The organism is Nonomuraea sp. NBC_00507 (genome assembly GCF_036013525.1).
Taxonomy (GTDB): Bacteria; Actinomycetota; Actinomycetes; order Streptosporangiales; family Streptosporangiaceae; genus Nonomuraea.
Genome location: NZ_CP107853.1, coordinates 9,481,022 through 9,498,423, shown reverse-complemented (window position 1 = coordinate 9,498,423; position 17,402 = coordinate 9,481,022). Strand labels below are relative to the sequence as shown.

Here is a 17,402-nt window from a genome sequence, read left to right as displayed (position 1 = left end):
GCGGAGGGGCGGCGGTGGGCAACCCTCGCCGTCGCCCGGCCGCCCCGCGTGGGGCAGGATCGCAAGAGTGAGCGAACTGCACTACCTCAGCGCGACCGAGCTGGCACATCTGATCCGCACCAGGCACGTGAGCGCGGTCGAGGTCGTCCAGGCCTGCCTCGACCGCATCGAGGAGGTCAATCCCCGCGTCAACGCCATCGTGACCCTGGTGGCCGAGCAGGCCCTGGCGGCGGCCGGGCGCGCGGACGCGCGCGAGCCGGAGGGGCCGCTGCACGGCCTGCCCGTCGCGCACAAGGACCTCGTCGACACCGCCGGCATCCGCACCACCTACGGCTCGCCGCTCTTCGCCGGCAACGTTCCCGGCCAGGACGACCTGATCGTCCGGCGGCTGCGGGCGGCGGGCGCCATCACCGTCGGCAAGACCAACACCCCCGAGTTCGGCACCGGCTCCCACACCGTCAACGAGGTCTTCGGCGCCACCAGAAACCCCTACGACCTCGCCAAGTCGGCCGGAGGCAGCAGCGGGGGAGCGGCCGCGGCCCTCGCCACCGGCATGGTGCCGCTGGCCGACGGGTCCGACATGGGCGGCTCGCTGCGTAACCCGGCCTCCTTCTGCAACGTCGTGGGCCTGCGTCCCACCCCCGGCCGGGTGCCCGTCGTGTCCGACTCCAACGCCTGGTACACGCTGTCCGTCCTCGGTCCCATGGCGCGCACGGTCGAGGACGTCACGCTGATGTTCGGGGCCATCGCCGGGTTCGACCGCCGCTCGCCGTACGCGATCAAGGAGATCTTCGCCCCGGAACCGGAGGAGGGGGTCGCGGGCCTGCGCGTCGCCTGGAGCCCGGATCTGGGGGGCTTGCCCGTGGACCCGCGGACGGCGGCCGTCACCGCCACCGCGCCCGCCGTGTTCGAGCGGCTCGGGGCGCGGGTTGAGGAGGTCGAGCTGGATCTGTCGGAGGCCGAGGACGCCTTCCGCACCTACCGGGCCTGGAACTACACGCTGTCCTTCGGGGATCTGGACGGGCTCGGTCCCAACACCGCGTGGAACGTCGAGCAGGGCCGCAAGGTCACCGGGGCCGACCTGGCCCGCGCCGAGCAGGCACGCAGCCGCCTCTACCAGCGCATGGCCGCGTTCTTCGACACCTACGACGTGCTGATCACAGTGGTCAGCCAGGTGCCGCCGTTCCCGGTCGAGCATCCGCACGTCAGCGAGATCAACGGGCAACGGCTGCCCGACTACCTCGCATGGATGCGCTCGGCGTACTGGATCAGCGTCCTGCACGCGCCGGCGGCCTCCGTCCCGGCCGGGTTCACGCCGGACGGGCTGCCCGTGGGGGTGCAGATCGTCGGCAGGCCGTTCGAGGACGCCAGGGTTCTGCGCGTGGCCCGCGCGTTCGAGCAGGCCACACAGCACGGGCTGCGCCGCCCGCCGCTTTAGAGCGGCTCCCCGTACGGTTGCCGCAGCGGCGACTCCCGGTACCCGTGCATGCCTTCCAGCAGCCCGAACAACCCCACCGCGAGCAGCGGCCAGGACAGCAGCACACCGTCGGCGGTCAGCTTCAGCGCGCCCGGGACGATCTTCACCCCGGGCGCCGCCGCGGCCTCCACCGCGACCGCCCCGATCGTGAACGTGGACCCGATCCAGTACGTCAGCGCCGCGGCCACCAGCCCGCCCGCGCACAACCCGAGCAGCACCGCCGGCATCCAGCGCCGCCCGGCGAACCACGCGACCCCGCCGCAGAGCAGCCCCATCCCGCCCGTGATCACCGCGAACCAGCCGTCGGCCGCGATCAGCGCCTGCGTGGACGGGTCGGCCAGCACCAGCCCTTGCTCCGTGACCTGGTACGGAGCCCGCGGCGACATGCCCGACCAGAGCAGCCCGGCCCCGAGCCCCAAAGTGGCGAGTGTGAGGACAGTTACCGCAAAAGCGCGTACTTCCCTCGTCACGCCACTCCCCTTCACAAGTACATCCGAATCAGCTTGATGGTATCCCCCGGTTAGGCTCGCTTCGTGATGCAAGAAGAGGTCTGGTTGATAGAGCCCTCCGGTCCGCTCCGGGGAGACGTCGAGGTACGCGGTTCCAAGAACGGCGTGTCCAAGCACATGGTCGCCGCCATGCTCGGCAGTGGGGAGAGCAGTATTCACAACGCCCCTGAGGTGGGCGAGGTCGGTATCACCGCCGCGATGCTGGAGGCGCTCGGCATCCACGTTCAGATCTCCGGATCGGAGATCAGGATCGAGCGCGGGCCGGAGATCGAGCCGCGGGTGCCCGACGCGTTCACGGGGCTCAACCGCATCCCCATCCTCATGCTCGGGCCGCTGCTGCACCTGGCGGGCGAAGCGTTCGTCCCGCTGGTCGGCGGCGACCCGATCGGGCGGCGGCCGGTGAACTTCCATGTCGAGGCCCTGCGCTCGATGGGCGCCGAGGTGGAGGTCGGCGACACCGGCATCTACGCCAAGGCCAAACGCCTCAACGGCACCAGGATCGAGCTGCCCTACCCGAGCGTGGGCGCCACCGAGACGGTGCTGATGTCGGCGGTGCTGGCCGAGGGCAAGACGGTGCTGAAGAACGCCGCCATGGAGCCCGAGGTGGTGGAGCTGGCGTTGTTCCTGCAACGGATGGGGGCCAGGATCGAGCTGTCGCCCGACCGCAGGATCGTCATCGAGGGCGTCGAACGGCTGCGCGGCGCCTCCACCTGGCTGACCGGTGACCGCATCGAGGCGTTCTCGTACCTGGCGGCGGGCCTGGTCACCGGGGGAGAGGTGCGGGTGCACGGCTGCCCGCAGGACCGCCTGGTGACCGCGATCACCACGCTGGCCAGGATGGGCGCCCAGTTCGCCATCAACGACGAATACCTGTGTGCCACCGCCCCGCCGGAGGGGCTGCGCGCGGCGGCCGTGCAGACCGACACCCACCCCGGGTTCATGACGGACTGGCAGACGCCGCTCATGGTGCTGTTCACGCAGAGCCAGGGCATGTCCGTCCTGCACGAGACGGTCTTCGAGAACCGCCTGGTGTACGTGCCCGCGCTGCAGAAGATGGGCTGCGAGATCGAGGTGTTCGACCAGTGCCTGGGCGGCCCCGCGTGCCGCTACCACGACACCAACTCCCGCCACTCGGCGGTCGTGCGTGGCGTGTCCAAGCTCAAGGGCGCCGACGTCACGCTGCCGGACATCAGGGCCGGGTTCTCGGCCGTGCTCGCGGCCGCGGTCGCCGACGGGCCGTCCACGCTGCGCGGCGTGCACCACATCGAGCGCGGCTACCATCGGCCGTTCCAGCAGTTCGCGTCGCTCGGTCTGAACATTCGCAGGGACCAGTAAAGAGGTAGGAACCGGGCGTTTGCTGACGTTCGGGTGGATGCAGATTTTCTACGTGACCGTACTCAAATCCGTCGGCGGACTCGGGCTGGCCGGGGCGGTCGGCGGCGTGCTCGCGGCGGGGCTGGCCGCACCCGTGGTGAGCGGGGGCGGCCTCGCGGCCAAGAACGTCGCGAACACCTTCGTCGAAGACCTGCCGCCCGCCCCGCGCGAGGAGCCGCTCGCGCAGGTGACCAGGCTGCTGGACAAGGACGGCCGGACGTTCGCCCAGTTCTACGAGGCGAACAGGACGGCCGTCCCACTCCGCGCCATCGCCCCGGTGATGCGCAGGGCGATCGTGGCCATCGAGGACGCCCGCTTCTACGAGCACGGCGGCCTCGACGTCAGGGGCACCTTCCGTGCGCTGCTCACCAACACCCAGGCAGGCGGCATCCGGCAGGGCGGCTCGTCGCTGACCCAGCAGCTCGTCAAGAACATCTTGGTGGAGAGCGCCCGCACCGAAGCCGAACGCGACCGGGCCCGCGCGCCGAACCTGGCCCGCAAGATCACCGAGCTGCGGTACGCCCTGGCGCTCGAACGCAAGTACCGCAAGGACGAGATCCTGGAGCGGTATCTGAACATCGCCTACTTCGGCGCCGGCGCGCACGGCGTGCAAGCGGCGGCCCGCCGCTTCTTCTCCACGTCGGCCTCCCGGCTGACCCTCACCCAGGCGGCCACGCTGGCGGGGGCCGTGCGGATACCGTACTCGACCGACCCGTCGCTCGGCGCCGCCCATCGGGCGCGGCTGCGGGAGCGGCGGGACCTCGTGCTGGACCGCATGGCCGGCCTCAAGCTGATCACCCAGCAGGAGGCGGCGAACGCCAAGAGCTCGCCCCTCGACCTCAAGCTCAGGCCCGAGCCCGGCGGCTGCGAGCAGAGCAACTACCCGTTCTACTGCCTGTACGTCAAGCACGAGCTCCTGTCCAATCCGGTGTTCGGCAACACCGCGGCCCAGCGGCGGGCCAGACTGGCCAGGGGCGGCCTGGTGATCAGGACCAGCCTCGACCCGCACGCGCAACGGGCCGCCGAGCGGGCCATCCGCCGTCACGTGCACCCCCAGGACACCGAGGTGGCCGCCGAGGCCATGGTGGAGCCGGGGACGGGGCGGATCAGGGCGATGGCGGCCAGCAAGGAGTTCGGCCGCAACCCGGGCAACCGCAAGAACGGCCCCAGGACCACCTTCAACCTGCCCGCCGACGTGGCGCACGGCGGCGGGCAGGGTTTCCAGGCCGGGTCCACGTTCAAGGTGTTCACCCTGGCCACCGCGTTGAAGCAGGGGTGGAGGTTCGGCGACGGCTTCCAGACGCCCGGGGCGCTGGTGCCCGGCCAGGGCTACCGCAACTGCAAGGGCCGGCCGGTCAACGACCCCGACACCCGCGTGCTCAACGCCAGCGGCGAGGGCGAGGGAGGCCCGCACAGCATCGAGACCGGCACCTGGAAGTCGGTGAACATCTTCTACATGATGCTGGAGCGCAAGGTCGGGCTCTGCAACGTGGTGAAGACCGCCAGGGCGCTCGGCGCCGTACGGGCCGACGGGAAAGCGCTGCGCGAGGTGCCGACGTTCACGCTGGGCGTCAACGAGATGGACCCGGTGACGGTGGCGGCGTCCTTCGCGGCGTTCGCCGCCCGCGGGGTCTACTGCCGGCCACTGGCCATCGAGGAGATCGTCGGCAGGAACGGGCGGCGCACCCACGTGCCGCCGTCCTGCGAGCAGGCCATCGAGCGGCCGGTCGCCGACGCGGTCAACCATGTGCTCACGGGGGTGTTCGACAAGGGCACCATGAAAGGGCAGGGCCTCGACCGGCCTGCCGCCGGCAAGACCGGGACCAACAACGGCTACACCTCGGCCTGGTTCGCCGGCTACACGCCGCAGCTGGCGGCGGCGGTCAGCGTCGGGGACATCCGGGGCTCCTACCGTTTCCCGCTGCAGGGCGTGCAGATCGGGGACCAGTACTACGGCTCGGTGCAGGGCGCGTCGCTGCCCGGGCCGATCTGGGTGGAGTCGATGCGGCCCGCGCTGCGTCACGTCGAGCCTCGGGGGTTCCCCGGGCCGAACATGGCGCGCTTCGGCGGCGGTCACACGCCCGGGCTGAAGGAGGCCCTGGCCGAGGAGGAAAAGCGCGAGATGCGGCGCGGCGACCGGGCCTTCGCCAAGCGTCATCGCAAGCTCTTGCGGTGGCTGCTCGGCCGGAGCCCGGCCGCGCCCTCCCCGGAATGGCCGCTCCGCCGCCGCCGTCACTAGCGCCCGCGCCGGCACGAGCGCCCGCCCCGGCACAAGTGTGCACGCGCCAGCACAAGTGCACGCCGCCCGAAGCTAGCGCACGCCGCTGGCACCCAGCGCACGCCGCCAGGCACTGTTGCACGATGCTCGCCCGGGCGGCGCGCTGCTCGAGGAGGGCCGCCAGGGCGGCGTCCACGCGGCCGATCGCCGCACGCGGCCTGGCAGTAGCGCACGCTGCTGCCTCTTCCTGGGACGTCGGGTTCCTGTGGAAACGGGCCTAGGTGGTCTTCCCGATGGGCGCCGTGACGGCCCTGGTGAGCGTGATGAGGTTGTCGGGCGCGGTCTCGATCTGCAGCCCGCGCTTGCCGGCCGAGAAGTAGATCGTCTCGAAGTCGAGCGCCGAGGAGTCGACCACCGTCGGCAGCTGCTTGCGCTGCCCCAGCGGGCTGATGCCGCCCACGACGTAGCCGGTCACCCGCTCCACCTTCGCCGCGTCGGCCATCGCCGCGCGCTTGCTGTTGAGCGCGCTCGCCAGCGCCTTGAGGTCGAGCTTGCCCGCCACCGGCACCACCGCCACCGCGAGCCCGCTCTCGACCTCCGCCACCAGCGTCTTGAAGATCCGCTCGTAGGGGACTCCGAGTGCGTCCGCCGCCTCCTCGCCGTAGGCCTGGGCGGCGGCGTCGTGCTCGTAGGGGTGGAGCGTGAAGTCGGCCTTGGCCTTCGTCAGGGCCATGGTGGCCGGGGTGCCGCCCCCTTTGCCTTTCGATTTGCTCACGAGGAACGATTGTAGCGAATCTACAATGTAAAGGCCCGGCCGGGGGTGTACCCGAACGCCCGCCTGAACACGTCGATGAACGCGCTCGCCGACGCCCACCCGCACCGGTGCGCGACGACGGTCACCGGGAGGCCGTCGGCGAGCAGCAGCAGCGCGTGGTGCAGGCGGAGCTGGGTGCGCCACTGGGGGAAACTCATGCCGAGCTCGCGGCCGCACAGCCGGGCGAGCGTGCGCTCGCTGGTGCCGGCCTGCGCGGCCAGCCGCGCGAGGGTGCTGCTGTCGGCGGGATCGCGGTGCAGGATCGCGCAGACGGCCACCAGTCTGGGGTCTTCCGGCGCCGGCAGGTGGAAGGGCTGCTCGGGTGCGCGTTTGAGGCGGTCGAGCAGCACGGACAGCAGTCGCCCACGCTCGGCGTGGGAGGGACCGTTCCTGGCGGGCGCGTCATCGGTGTAGGCGATGATCAATTCGCGCAGCAGCGGGCCGACGGCCAGGACGGCGGGACGGTCGAGGGCGAGCGGGTTGCCGGTGAGGCCCACCAGGCGCAGGTCGGTGTCGCCGTGGGCGCGGTGCTCGTGGACGGTGCCCGCCGGCACCCAGATGGCCCGGTTCGCCGGGGCCACCCACGTGCCCGCGCTCGTGGTGACGGAGAGCACGCCGCGGCAGGCGTACACGATCTGGTGGGTGTCGTGCCGGTGCGCGTCGATGCCGGCGCCGGGCGCGAGCGGCCGCCGCCCGGTGGGCGCTTCGGACAGATGGCGGATTTCCGGCATGAATTGGCATTTTATCGGAAGCGGGCCAGGAGGCACCGGGAAATGATCGAGGGGTGAACAGGATCCCCATGCTCGCCGCCGGTCATGCCACCGTCGATCTCTACCAGGGTGCGGTGCCGGCGCTCGTGCCGTTCCTGGTGGCCGAGCGCGGTTATGGCTATGTCGCCGTCTCGGGCGTGGTGCTGGCGGCGACGCTGCTGTCGTCGATCGTGCAGCCGGTGTTCGGCGTGCTGACGGACAAGTGGCGGATGCCGTGGCTGATCCCGGTGAGCATGGTGGTGGCCGGGGCGGGGGTGGCGGCCGGCGGCGTCACCGACTCCTACGTGCTGACCTGGCTGGCCGTGGCGCTGTCCGGGCTGGGCGTGGCCGCCTACCATCCGGAGTCGGCGCGGCTGGCCAGGCTCGCCAGCGCCGGCAGCCATGTGCGGATGAGCTGGTTCTCGCTCGGCGGCACGCTGGGCTTCGCCTCGGCTCCCGTGCTGGTGACGCCGTTGCTGGCGGTGTGGGGTCTGGGCGCCTCGCCGTTTCTGGTGGTCCCGGCCGTGCTGGGGGCGTTGGTGACGCTGCCGGCGATCCTCGCGCCCGCCGGGCAGGAGGCCAGGGTCTCGGCGCCGGTGTCGGGCCGCGACGACTGGCCGTCGTTCACCAGGCTGACGCTGGTGATCGTCTTCCGCTCGGTCGTGTACGTCGGCCTGAGCGCCTTCGTGGCCCTCTTCATGGGGGGTGGGGCGGCGGGCGCGGCGGCGCTGTTCGTGTTGTTCGCCGGTGGGGCGGCCGGGACCGTGCTGGGTGGCAGGCTGGCGGCCCGCTGGGGCCGGGTGCGGACGATGCGCCTGGCGTACGCGGCGGCCGTCCCCGCCGTCGCCGGCGTGGTCCTCGCGCCCGGACCCGCCGCCTACGTCTTCATCGCCGCTTCGTCGATCGCCCTGTACGCCCCGTTCTCCCTGCATGTGACGCTGGGCCAGGACTTCCTGCCGCGCCGGGTGGGCACGGCCAGCGGCGTGACCCTGGGGCTGGCGGTGAGTGTGGGCGGCCTGGCCAGCCCTCTGGTGGGCGCGGTCGCGGAGGCGGCCACGCTGAGGACGGCACTGGCCTGCTTGATCGTGTTCCCGTTCCTGGCCTGGCTGCTGGCCCGCACGCTGAAGGAGCCCGCCCCGTGAGCGCCCTGATCGATGAGCTCCGCCGGTCAGCCGGCCGCGGCGTCGCCGCCGTGCCGCAGGCGCAGGATCTCGGCGGTGTCGGCCTCCACCGGCTCGCGATCGGGGCGGAGTCCGCGCCACGACGGGTGGCGCAACATGCCGTCGCCGGTGACCTCGGCGTACTGGACCTCCCCGACCAGACGCGGCTCGACCCACTGCGCGTCGCGGGCGTGCTCGCGCGGCACGGGCTGGTCGAACGGCGGGTCCGGGCGCTCCAGCGACGCCAGCCGCTCCCGCAGGTCACGCAGCATGGCCTGGGTGAAGCCGGTGCCGACATGCCCGACGTACAGGAGCCGCCCGCGCTCGTCGTACGCGCCGAGCAGCAGCGACCCGATCGTTCCCGAGCGTCGTCCGCCGCCGGGCTGCCAGCCGCCGATCACGACCTCGACGGTGCTGACGTTCTTGACCTTGGTCCATTCGCCGCTGCGCTTGCCCGGCCGGTACGGCGAGACCATCCGCTTGCACACGACCCCTTCGAGCCCGAGCTGCCGTGAGGAGTCGAAGGCGTGCCTGGCGGCGTCGGTGAACCAGATGGGCACCTGCCACCGGTAGCCGGGCGTGAAGGTGCCCTCGAGCAGCTCCCTGCGCTCGGTGTAGGGCTGCGAGACCACGCTGGATTCGTCCAGGTGCAGGATGTCGAACGCCATGAACGTCACCGGCACCGCCCTGGCCAGCTCGGCCGTGACGGCAGCCTTGCGCTGGTGCATGCGTGGTTGCAGCGCCTCGAAGCTCGGCCGCCCGGCCTCGTCGAACGCCACGATCTCCCCGTCGACGACGGCGGCGCGCCCTGCCGTGGCTCCGGCCATGAGCTGCAGCTCGGGGTAGGCGGGGGTGATGTTCTTGCCGTTACGCGACATCAGGCGGACGGCGCCCTCTTCGAGGTAGGCGAGAGCCCGCACGCCGTCCCATTTCATCTCCACCGCCCAGCCTGGGCCCTGCACCGAGGCCAGGGTGCCGAGCTGGGCCAGCATCGGCGCGTACGTCGGCAGGCGCACCATGGTGCATGCCGTACCCCGTCCGCTTGATCGACAGTGGTGGATGGCGGTCTACAGATGGTCAAGCCGGGCGCTCACCTGCAAAAATAACTTAGCGTAGGATTTGACTGCATAAAGTATTCAGAGGTGTGATGTTACACAGACACGCCCGGCGGGCAGTGGAGATGGCTCAAAGCTCTTCACGGTCGTGGCCGCGCCCCCGTGGCGGCCACGACGTCCGCCCCGGCAGGCCCGGTCCGGGGCGACGACGGCCGCGGGTGCGGCGGAGGCGACTGCCCCCTCCCGCGGCCGTCGAGTGTCCGGGGAGGACCGGCGAACCGTGTCCCGCAGTGTGGACAGAACGAGATTCAGGGGCCGGACTCCGTAGACTGTGGGGGTGATTTCCCGTATTGACATGCGCGGTTCCCTGCCGGACAACCTGCGCGACGTGTTGCCACGCGCCGAGCTCGACGTCGAGGCCGCCCTGGAGAAGGTGCGGCCCATCTGCGACGACGTGCGCCATCGCGGCGTGGCGGCCGTACGGGAGCTGACCGGCAGGTTCGACGGCGTGGAGATCGCCACCACCCGCGTGCCCGCCGAGGAGATCGAGCGGGCGCTGCGCGAGCTCGACCCCAAGGTGCGGGCGGCGCTGGAGGAGTCGATCAGGCGGACCCGGCTGGTCCACCGCGACCAGCGGCGCGCCGACGTCACCACCCAGGTCGTGCCCGGCGGCACCGTGACCGAGCGGTGGGTGCCGGTCGACCGCGTTGGCCTCTATGTCCCCGGCGGCCGCGCGGTCTATCCGTCCAGCGTGGTCATGAACGTCGTGCCGGCCCAGGAGGCCGGCGTCGAGTCGCTGGCCGTGACCAGCCCTGCGCAGAAGGAGTTCGGCGGGCTGCCGCACCCCACGATCCTGGCCGCGTGCGCGCTGCTCGGCGTGGATGAGGTCTACAACGTCGGCGGGGCGCAGGCGGTGGCCATGTTCGCCTACGGCACCGAGGAGTGCCCGCCGGCCACCATGGTCACCGGGCCCGGCAACATCTGGGTGGCGGCGGCCAAGCGGCTGCTCAAGGGCCGCATCGGCATCGACTCCGAGGCGGGGCCGACCGAGATCGCGATCCTGGCCGATGAGACGGCCGACCCGGTCCACGTGGCCGCCGACCTGATCAGCCAGGCCGAGCACGACACGATCGCCGCCGCCGTGCTGGTCACCACCAGCCCCGAGCTGGCCGACGCCGTGGAGAAGGAGCTGCCGGGACAGGTCTCGGCGACCAAGCACTCCGCGCGCATCGCCGAGGCCCTGGGCGGCCGGCAGTCCGGCATCGTGCTGGTCGGCTCGCTCGACGACGGACTCAAGGTGGTGGACGCCTACGCCGCCGAGCACCTGGAGATCCACACCGCCGACGCCGCCGCGGTCGCCGCGCGGGTCCGCAACGCCGGCGCGATCTTCGTCGGCACGTACGCGCCCGTCTCGCTCGGCGACTACCTCGCCGGCTCCAACCACGTGCTGCCGACGGGCGGCTGCGCCTGCCACTCCAGCGGCCTGTCGGTGCAGTCGTTCCTGCGCGGCATCCACGTGGTCGACTACACCCGCGAGGCGCTCGCCGGCGCCGCCGCCCACGTGTCGGTCCTGGCCGACGCCGAAGACCTGCCCGCACACGGCGCCGCGATCCGCGCCCGTTTCGACTGGCGAGTGCCCACGGAGACCCCCGAGTGAACCTGGACGATCTGCCGATCCGCGACGACCTGAGGGGTAAGACGCCGTACGGCGCGCCCCAGATCGACGTCCCGGTCCGGCTCAACACCAACGAAAACCCCTACCCGCCCTCCCCGGAGCTGGTCGACGACCTGGCCGAGGCGGTCCGGGCCCAGGCGGGCGAGCTCAACCGCTACCCCGACAGGGACGCCACCGCCCTGCGCGCCGACCTGGCCGATTACCTCGGGCATGGGCTGAGCACCGAGCAGGTGTGGGCGGCCAACGGCTCCAACGAGGTGCTCCAGCAGATCCTGCAGGCGTTCGGCGGCCACGGCCGCACCGCCATCGGGTTCGAGCCGTCCTACTCGATGCACCCGATCATCACCGGCGGCACCAACACCGAGTGGATCAAGGCCAGCCGCGAGGAGGACTTCTCGCTCGACCCCGGCAAGGCCGTCGCGGCGATCGAGGAGCACCGGCCGGACATCGTCTTCCTGGCCTCGCCCAACAATCCGACCGGCACCGCCCAGCCGATCGAGACGATCGAGGCGGTGCTGGCCGCCGCGCCCGGCATGGTCGTGGTCGACGAGGCCTACGCCGAGTTCGCCCGCGAGGGCACGCCGTCGGCGCTCACGCTGCTGCCCGCCCACCCGAGGCTGATCGTCACCAGGACGATGTCCAAGGCGTTCGCCATGGCGGGCACGCGGCTGGGTTACCTGGCCGCGCACCCGGCGGTGGTGGAGGCGCTGCTGCTGGTGCGGCTGCCGTACCATCTGTCGACCCTCACCCAGACGGCGGCGCGGGTGGCGCTGCGGCACCGCGCGGAGCTGCTCGGCACGGTGGACGCGCTGCGGCGCGAGCGCGACGAGACGGTGACCTGGCTGCGGTCGAAGGGCCTGGCCGTGGCCGACTCGGATGCCAACTTCGTGTTGTTCGGGCGCTTCCCCGACCGGCGCACGGTGTGGGAGGGGCTGCTGGAGCGCGGTGTGCTCATCCGCGAGGTGGGCCCGCCCGAATGGCTGCGTGTCACGATCGGCACCGGCGAGGAGATGGCGGCCTTCCGCGCCGCCCTGGAAGGGGTCCTGCTGTGAGCGAGCGAACCAATGAACACGGCGCTTCTGCGGTTCACAGGACCGACGAAGGAGGGCCTGTGAACCGCGTAGGCCGCGTCGAGCGCGTTACGAAGGAGACCTCGGTCCTGGTGGAGGTCGGTCTCGACGGCACCGGCCGGGTCGAGGTGGCGACCGGGGTCGGGTTCTTCGACCACATGCTGGCCCAGCTCGGCAAGCACGGGCTGTTCGACCTGACCGTCAAGACCGAGGGCGACCTGCACATCGACTCCCACCACACGATCGAGGACACCGCGCTCGCGCTGGGCGCGGCGTTCCGCGAGGCGCTGGGCGACAAGTCGGGCATCAGGAGGTTCGGTAGCGCGTCGTGCCCGTTGGACGAGTCGCTCGCCCAGGTCACCGTCGACCTGTCCGGGCGGCCCTACCTGGTGCACACCGAGCCCGAGGGCATGGCGCCGATGATCGGCCCCGACTACGACACGACGATGACGCGCCACATCCTGGAGTCGCTCGTCGCCCAGGCCGCGATCTGCCTGCACGTGCACGTCCCTTACGGGCGCAACGCGCACCACATCGTGGAGGCCCAGTTCAAGGCCCTGGCCAGGGCGCTGCGCGAGGCGTCCGAGCTCGACCCGCGCGCGAGCGGGGTGCCGAGCACCAAGGGCGTCCTATGACGGACAACCTCATCGCCGGCGTGATGGTGTTCATCGGGTTGTTCCTGATCGGCGGCGTGTTCTCCCTGGCCAAGCAGGGACTCAAAATCGGTGCCGTCGTCTGCGCGCTCGGCGCGGCGATGGCGATCACGGCGGGGGTGCTGTGGTGGTGACGAAGAAGAACATCGTCGTCCTGGACTACGGGTCGGGCAATCTGCGTTCCGCGGAGCGGGCGCTGGCCAGGGTCGGCGCCGAGGTGACCGTGACGCCCGACTTCGAGGCCGCACTGAACGCCGACGGGCTGGTCGTGCCCGGCGTGGGCGCGTTCGAGGCGTGCATGAGCGGGCTCAAGAGCGTCCGCGGCGAGCAGATCATCGGCAGGCGTCTGTCCGGCGGGCGCCCTGTGCTGGGCATCTGCGTCGGCATGCAGATCCTGTTCGCCAGGGGCGTCGAGCACGGCGTGGAGACCGAGGGCTGCGGCGAATGGCCGGGCACCGTCGAACGGCTCGACGCGCCCGTGCTGCCCCACATGGGGTGGAACACCGTCAAGGCTCCGGCCGGCAGCGTCCTGTTCGCCGGCCTGGACGCCGCCACCCGCTTCTACTTCGTGCACTCCTACGGCGTGCGCGAGTGGGAGCTGCGCACCGGCGACGGGTTCGCGGAGCCGATCGTGACGTGGGCCGAGCACGGCGTGCCGTTCGTGGCGGCCGTGGAGAACGGCCCGCTCATGGCCACCCAGTTCCACCCGGAGAAGTCCGGCGACGCCGGCGCCGCCCTGCTGAGCAACTGGCTGGGCACCGTTGAGTGAGGGCCGGGCGTTCCCGGCTCGGGTGAGGGAGCTGGCGCGGTGAGCAAGGAGCGGGCGCGCCGCCGGGCCGAGCGCGAGGCCGAGCGGGCCCGGGCGATGCGGGCCAACGAGGAGCGCCAGGCGCGCCTGGCCCGCCGCCGCACCCTTATCGCCAGGCTCACGCCGCGCCCGGTGCGCCTCTCCCGCCAGGGAGGCCTGCTGGCGCGCCGCCACCGGGCCCAGAACGCCCTGGTGGCGCTCGGGTTCCTGCTCGTCCAGGTGATCACCTGGCTGCTGTGGGGGTCGTTCTTCGCCAGCTTCGCCGTCCTCGTCCTGTCCGTGCTGCTCGTACCTGTTGTCGTGACTCTTGCCTTCGACCGGAGGATCTGAATGTCGTCGCTCGTATTGCTGCCCGCCGTGGACATCATCGACGGCCAGGCTGTTCAACTGGTCCAGGGCGTGGCCGGGACCGAGAAGGGCTACGGCGAGCCGTTCGCCGCTGCGCTGGCCTGGCAGGAGGCGGGCGCCGAGTGGATCCATATGGTGGATCTGGACGCCGCGTTCGGCCGGGGGAGCAACCGGGAGCTGATCGCCGACGTGATCGGCAGGCTGGACGTCAACGTGGAGCTGTCCGGTGGCATCCGCGACGACGACTCGCTGGCCGCCGCCCTGGCCACCGGCTGCCGCCGGGTCAACATCGGCACCGCCGCGTTGGAGAACCCCGACTGGTGCCGGAAGGCCATTGCCGAGCATGGCGACAAGATCGCGGTCGGTCTCGACGTGCGCGGCACGACGCTGGCCGCCCGCGGCTGGACCGAGGAGGGAGGCGACCTGTGGGAGGTGCTCGACCGGCTGGAGGCCGACGGCTGCCCTCGTTACGTCGTCACCGACGTGACCAAGGACGGCATGCTCCAGGGCCCCAATCTGGATCTCTACCGCCGGATCTGCTCCCGTACCGACAGGCCGGTGATCGCCAGCGGCGGCGTCTCCAGCCTGGATGACCTGGTCGCACTCGCTTCTCTCGTCCCTGACGGACTGGAAGGCGCCATCGTGGGCAGTGCCCTTTACGCTCACGCGTTCACATTGGAAAACGCGCTTGCCGCGGTGCGCGGGTGACTTCGCCGGGAGGGGGCGGAATGAGCGTCGGTAGCGTCAGCATGCACAGCATCGGGCCGAGGGTGTTCTCGGGTGGCATCTGGGAGGAGAAGTACGGCTACGCGCGCGCCGTGGTCGTCGGAGAGCGGGTGATCGTCTCCGGCTGCACGGCCACGGTCGACGGCGAGGTGCGCCACGTCGGCGACGCCTACCACCAGAGCCTGACCGCGATCGACATCGCCCTGACGGCCGTCCTGGCGGGCGGGCTGACCCGCGAGGACGTCGTCATGGTCCGTTACTACGTGGTCGAGCAACGTCACTTCGACCTCGTCGGGCAGGCCATCGCCGAGGTGTTCGGCGAGGTGCGGCCCGCCTGCACGGGCGTACGGGTGGCCGGTCTGGTCGACCCGAGAATGCTGGTCGAGATCGAAATCGAGGCATTGCGAGCATGACCGTAGCGGTAAGAGTCATTCCCTGTCTCGACGTGGACGCCGGCCGTGTGGTCAAGGGCGTCAACTTCGAGAACCTGCGCGACGCGGGCGACCCCGTAGAGCTGGCCAGGCGCTACGACGAGGAGGGCGCCGACGAGCTGACCTTCCTCGACATCACCGCCTCGTCCGGCGAGCGCGAGACCATGCTCGACGTCGTACGCAGGACCGCCGAGCAGGTGTTCATCCCGCTCACCGTCGGTGGCGGGGTGCGGTCGGTCGAGGACGTCAACCGGTTGCTGCGGGCCGGCGCCGACAAGGTGTCGCTCAACACGGCCGCCATCGCCCGGCCGGAGCTGCTCACCGAGGCGTCCCGGCGCTTCGGCGCCCAGTGCGTCGTGTTGTCCGTGGACGCCCGGCGTGCGCCGGGCACACCGAGCGGCTTCGAGGTGACCACGCACGGCGGGCGGCGCGGCACCGGCATCGACGCGGTGGAGTGGGCGGCGCGCGGCGAGGAGCTGGGGGTGGGAGAGATCCTGCTCAACTCGATGGACGGTGACGGCACGCTCGACGGCTACGACCTGGAGATGCTGCGGGCGGTCCGGGCGGCCGTGCGGGTTCCGGTGATCGCCAGCGGCGGGGCCGGGCGTCTGGAGCACTTTCCGCCGGCGGTGGAGGCGGGCGCGGACGCCGTCCTGGCGGCCAGCGTCTTCCACTTCGGCACGCTCAAGATCTCCGAGGTCAAGAACACCCTGCGCCTGGCGGGCCACCCGGTCCGCTGACCCCCGACCAGGCCCACCGGCCGCGGCCACTGTGCCCGGGTCCTGCGGCCGCCGCAGGTGCTGCGACTGCCGGGTCCGGCCGGTGCGGCTGTGGTGGCGTGGGCCGGTCCCGGCCGGATCGGCCTGAGCCGGCACGGCGGGCGGGGCCGGGCTGTGCCGGCGAGGTGGCGTGCGTGGCGGCGTTCAGAACACCCGCAGGTGGTTGAACAGCTCATAGGAGGCGTCCTTCGCGCCGAACGCGGCCGCCTCCGACCGCTTGACGGCCAGGTACGCGCTGCGCCGCAGCGGCCCGAGCGCCTCCATGAGCAGTTCGTCGGCCTCCAGCGCGTCCAGCGCCTCGTCCAGCGACGTCGGCAGGCGCGGGTATCGGCCGGGCCGCGTGTCGGGGTCCACGTCCACGGGCGCCCCCGGGTCGAGCTTGCGCCGGATCCCGTCCAGGCCGGCGTGGATCACGGCCCCCAGCGACAGGTACGGGTTGGCGGAGGAGTCCGACGGCTTCAGCTCCAGGTTCGGCTCACCGGTCTCACCGATCGGCGAGCACACGCGTACGGCGGCCTCCCGGTTGTCGAGCCCGTACACCGCGTACGCGCTGGACCACATGCGGGGCGCCAGGCGGCGGAAGCTGTTGACGCTGCCGCACGTCAGCGCGGTCAGGGCGGGCAGGTGGGCGAGCAGGCCGCCGATGAAGCCGTCACGCACCTCTCCGTCGGCGGCGAAGACGTTGCGGGTGTCGTTCCAGAGCGACAGGTGCAGGTGGGCGCCGTTGCCGGCCTGGTCGGCCAGCGGTTTGGGGGCCAGCGTGGCCCACAGCTGCATCCGCAGGGCCACGCCGCGCACGGTCTCCCTGAACAGGACGTGGTTGTCGGCGGCGCGCAACGCGGGCGCGTGCCTGATCGACAGCTCCTGCTGGCCGGGCCCCAGCTCCGGGTGGTAGTGCTCGACGCGCAGGCCCTGTGTCTCCAGGGCGTGGATGAGTTTGACGGTGTAGTCGTGCGCCGTGTCGAACCCGGCATTGGCATAGCAGAGCGAGTCGTCAATCGGCACCAGCCGGTCCGGGCCGCCTGTCGGGTCGGGCAGGCGGCGGCCCAGGGTGAACTCCGGCTCGAACGCCGCCTGGAGCGTGTAACCCTCCGTGGCCAGCTCGGCGATCGCGTCCTTGAGAAATGTCCGCGCGCACGCCTCCCACGGCGAGCCGTCCGGCCGCCGCAGATCCGACAACATCGCCGCCGCGCCGGGTGCGTGGGGCAAAGGGACGTACGTGGCGGGGTCGGGGACGATGCGGACCTCGCCCACCGGACCCATCTGCTCGACGTCCTGGAGCTGGTCGAGCATGTTCATCGCCATCATGGCCACCGTGTGCCCGATGCCGGTGTTGAGCCGTTCGGCCAACCGTGATCGGGAAGCCGCTTTACCACGAATGACGCCACCGTGGTCGGCGTACAGAAAACGAATCAGCTCGATGCCCTCGAGCTCGGCGCGCTCGAGGATGCGCCGGACGTTCGGATCAAGCTGATTGATCTTGCTGCCGCTAGGGCGATCTCTCATCCTGCCTGCGTAGCACGATCTGGCAGCGCGGGGAAGCGTCTGCCTCAGGC

Annotated in this window: 18 protein-coding genes; 13 read left to right on the top strand and 5 right to left on the bottom strand. The window is 71.5% G+C overall.

All coding sequences use genetic code 11. From position 1 onward, the window contains the following. Nucleotides 1-67: 67 nt before the first annotated feature. Nucleotides 68-1,438: an amidase gene (locus OHA25_RS45790; RefSeq protein WP_327583138.1), complete on the top strand. Its 1,371-nt coding sequence runs from the start codon at nucleotides 68-70 to the stop codon at nucleotides 1,436-1,438. Here OHA25_RS45790 and OHA25_RS45785 read toward each other — a convergent pair. Then, nucleotides 1,435-1,947 (bottom strand): hypothetical protein, encoded by a 513-nt coding sequence (locus tag OHA25_RS45785; RefSeq protein WP_327583137.1) that lies wholly within the window; start codon nucleotides 1,945-1,947, stop codon nucleotides 1,435-1,437. The two genes, OHA25_RS45790 and OHA25_RS45785, sit on opposite strands and share 4 nt — an antisense overlap. A gap of 66 nt (nucleotides 1,948-2,013) precedes the next feature. Between OHA25_RS45785 and murA the strand changes: the two genes are divergently transcribed. Together murA and OHA25_RS45775 are read left to right on the top strand one after the other, a co-directional pair. Further along, entirely contained in the window at nucleotides 2,014-3,321 is a 1,308-nt protein-coding gene (murA, locus tag OHA25_RS45780; protein ID WP_305920069.1) for a UDP-N-acetylglucosamine 1-carboxyvinyltransferase, read from the top strand. Nucleotides 3,322-3,358: 37 nt separating this feature from the next. Then, nucleotides 3,359-5,599: a transglycosylase domain-containing protein gene (locus tag OHA25_RS45775; protein ID WP_327583136.1), complete on the top strand. Its 2,241-nt coding sequence runs from the start codon at nucleotides 3,359-3,361 to the stop codon at nucleotides 5,597-5,599. A gap of 256 nt (nucleotides 5,600-5,855) precedes the next feature. Here OHA25_RS45775 and ybaK read toward each other — a convergent pair whose 3' ends face one another. Then, nucleotides 5,856-6,311 (bottom strand): Cys-tRNA(Pro) deacylase, encoded by a 456-nt coding sequence (ybaK, locus tag OHA25_RS45770; RefSeq protein ID WP_327591142.1) that lies wholly within the window; start codon nucleotides 6,309-6,311, stop codon nucleotides 5,856-5,858. A gap of 62 nt (nucleotides 6,312-6,373) precedes the next feature. Further along, nucleotides 6,374-7,123, bottom strand: a complete 750-nt coding sequence (locus OHA25_RS45765) for an AraC family transcriptional regulator (protein ID WP_327583135.1) — start codon at nucleotides 7,121-7,123, stop codon at nucleotides 6,374-6,376. Between the two features lie 53 nt (nucleotides 7,124-7,176). Here OHA25_RS45765 and OHA25_RS45760 point away from each other — a divergent pair, with 53 nt between their 5' ends. Beyond that, on the top strand, nucleotides 7,177-8,283 hold the full coding sequence (locus OHA25_RS45760) for an MFS transporter (RefSeq protein ID WP_327583134.1): 1,107 nt from the start codon (nucleotides 7,177-7,179) through the stop codon (nucleotides 8,281-8,283). 26 nt (nucleotides 8,284-8,309) lie between these two features. On the opposite strand, the gene ligD is transcribed toward OHA25_RS45760, so the two are convergent. Further along, nucleotides 8,310-9,320: a non-homologous end-joining DNA ligase gene (gene ligD / locus OHA25_RS45755; RefSeq protein WP_327583133.1), complete on the bottom strand. Its 1,011-nt coding sequence runs from the start codon at nucleotides 9,318-9,320 to the stop codon at nucleotides 8,310-8,312. 373 nt (nucleotides 9,321-9,693) lie between these two features. Between ligD and hisD the strand changes: the two genes are divergently transcribed. The 9 genes from hisD to hisF are packed head-to-tail and all read left to right on the top strand — an operon-like array spanning nucleotide 9,694 to nucleotide 15,807. Beyond that, entirely contained in the window at nucleotides 9,694-11,013 is a 1,320-nt protein-coding gene (gene hisD, locus OHA25_RS45750; RefSeq protein WP_327583132.1) for a histidinol dehydrogenase, read from the top strand. Then, nucleotides 10,983-12,083 (top strand): histidinol-phosphate transaminase, encoded by a 1,101-nt coding sequence (locus OHA25_RS45745; protein WP_442942236.1) that lies wholly within the window; start codon nucleotides 10,983-10,985, stop codon nucleotides 12,081-12,083. Before hisD ends, OHA25_RS45745 begins: the two co-directional genes overlap by 31 nt. 59 nt (nucleotides 12,084-12,142) lie before the next feature. After that, nucleotides 12,143-12,736, top strand: a complete 594-nt coding sequence (gene hisB / locus OHA25_RS45740) for an imidazoleglycerol-phosphate dehydratase HisB (protein ID WP_305922012.1) — start codon at nucleotides 12,143-12,145, stop codon at nucleotides 12,734-12,736. Continuing rightward, nucleotides 12,733-12,888 carry a hypothetical protein gene (locus tag OHA25_RS45735; protein WP_327583130.1) on the top strand — a complete coding sequence of 52 codons (156 nt, stop codon included), beginning with the start codon at nucleotides 12,733-12,735 and terminating at the stop codon, nucleotides 12,886-12,888. The genes hisB and OHA25_RS45735 overlap by 4 nt, the downstream gene beginning before the upstream one ends. Further along, nucleotides 12,882-13,523: an imidazole glycerol phosphate synthase subunit HisH gene (gene hisH, locus OHA25_RS45730; RefSeq protein WP_327583129.1), complete on the top strand. Its 642-nt coding sequence runs from the start codon at nucleotides 12,882-12,884 to the stop codon at nucleotides 13,521-13,523. Before OHA25_RS45735 ends, hisH begins: the two co-directional genes overlap by 7 nt. Nucleotides 13,524-13,562: 39 nt before the next feature. Further along, nucleotides 13,563-13,892, top strand: a complete 330-nt coding sequence (locus OHA25_RS45725) for a hypothetical protein (RefSeq protein ID WP_327583128.1) — start codon at nucleotides 13,563-13,565, stop codon at nucleotides 13,890-13,892. After that, nucleotides 13,893-14,618 carry a bifunctional 1-(5-phosphoribosyl)-5-((5-phosphoribosylamino)methylideneamino)imidazole-4-carboxamide isomerase/phosphoribosylanthranilate isomerase PriA gene (gene priA / locus OHA25_RS45720; protein WP_327583127.1) on the top strand — a complete coding sequence of 242 codons (726 nt, stop codon included), beginning with the start codon at nucleotides 13,893-13,895 and terminating at the stop codon, nucleotides 14,616-14,618. Nucleotides 14,619-14,638: 20 nt separating this feature from the next. Then, complete coding sequence (locus OHA25_RS45715; RefSeq protein WP_327583126.1) at nucleotides 14,639-15,049, top strand: Rid family hydrolase; 411 nt, start codon at nucleotides 14,639-14,641, stop codon at nucleotides 15,047-15,049. Then, nucleotides 15,046-15,807 carry an imidazole glycerol phosphate synthase subunit HisF gene (hisF, locus tag OHA25_RS45710; RefSeq protein ID WP_327583125.1) on the top strand — a complete coding sequence of 254 codons (762 nt, stop codon included), beginning with the start codon at nucleotides 15,046-15,048 and terminating at the stop codon, nucleotides 15,805-15,807. The genes OHA25_RS45715 and hisF overlap by 4 nt, the downstream gene beginning before the upstream one ends. Before the next feature lie 183 nt (nucleotides 15,808-15,990). Here the strand turns inward: hisF and OHA25_RS45705 are convergent, their stop codons facing one another. Then, a complete protein-coding gene (locus tag OHA25_RS45705; RefSeq protein ID WP_327583124.1) occupies nucleotides 15,991-17,352 on the bottom strand; it encodes a glutamine synthetase family protein in 1,362 nt (453 codons plus the stop codon). Between the last annotated feature and the right edge of the window lie 50 nt (nucleotides 17,353-17,402).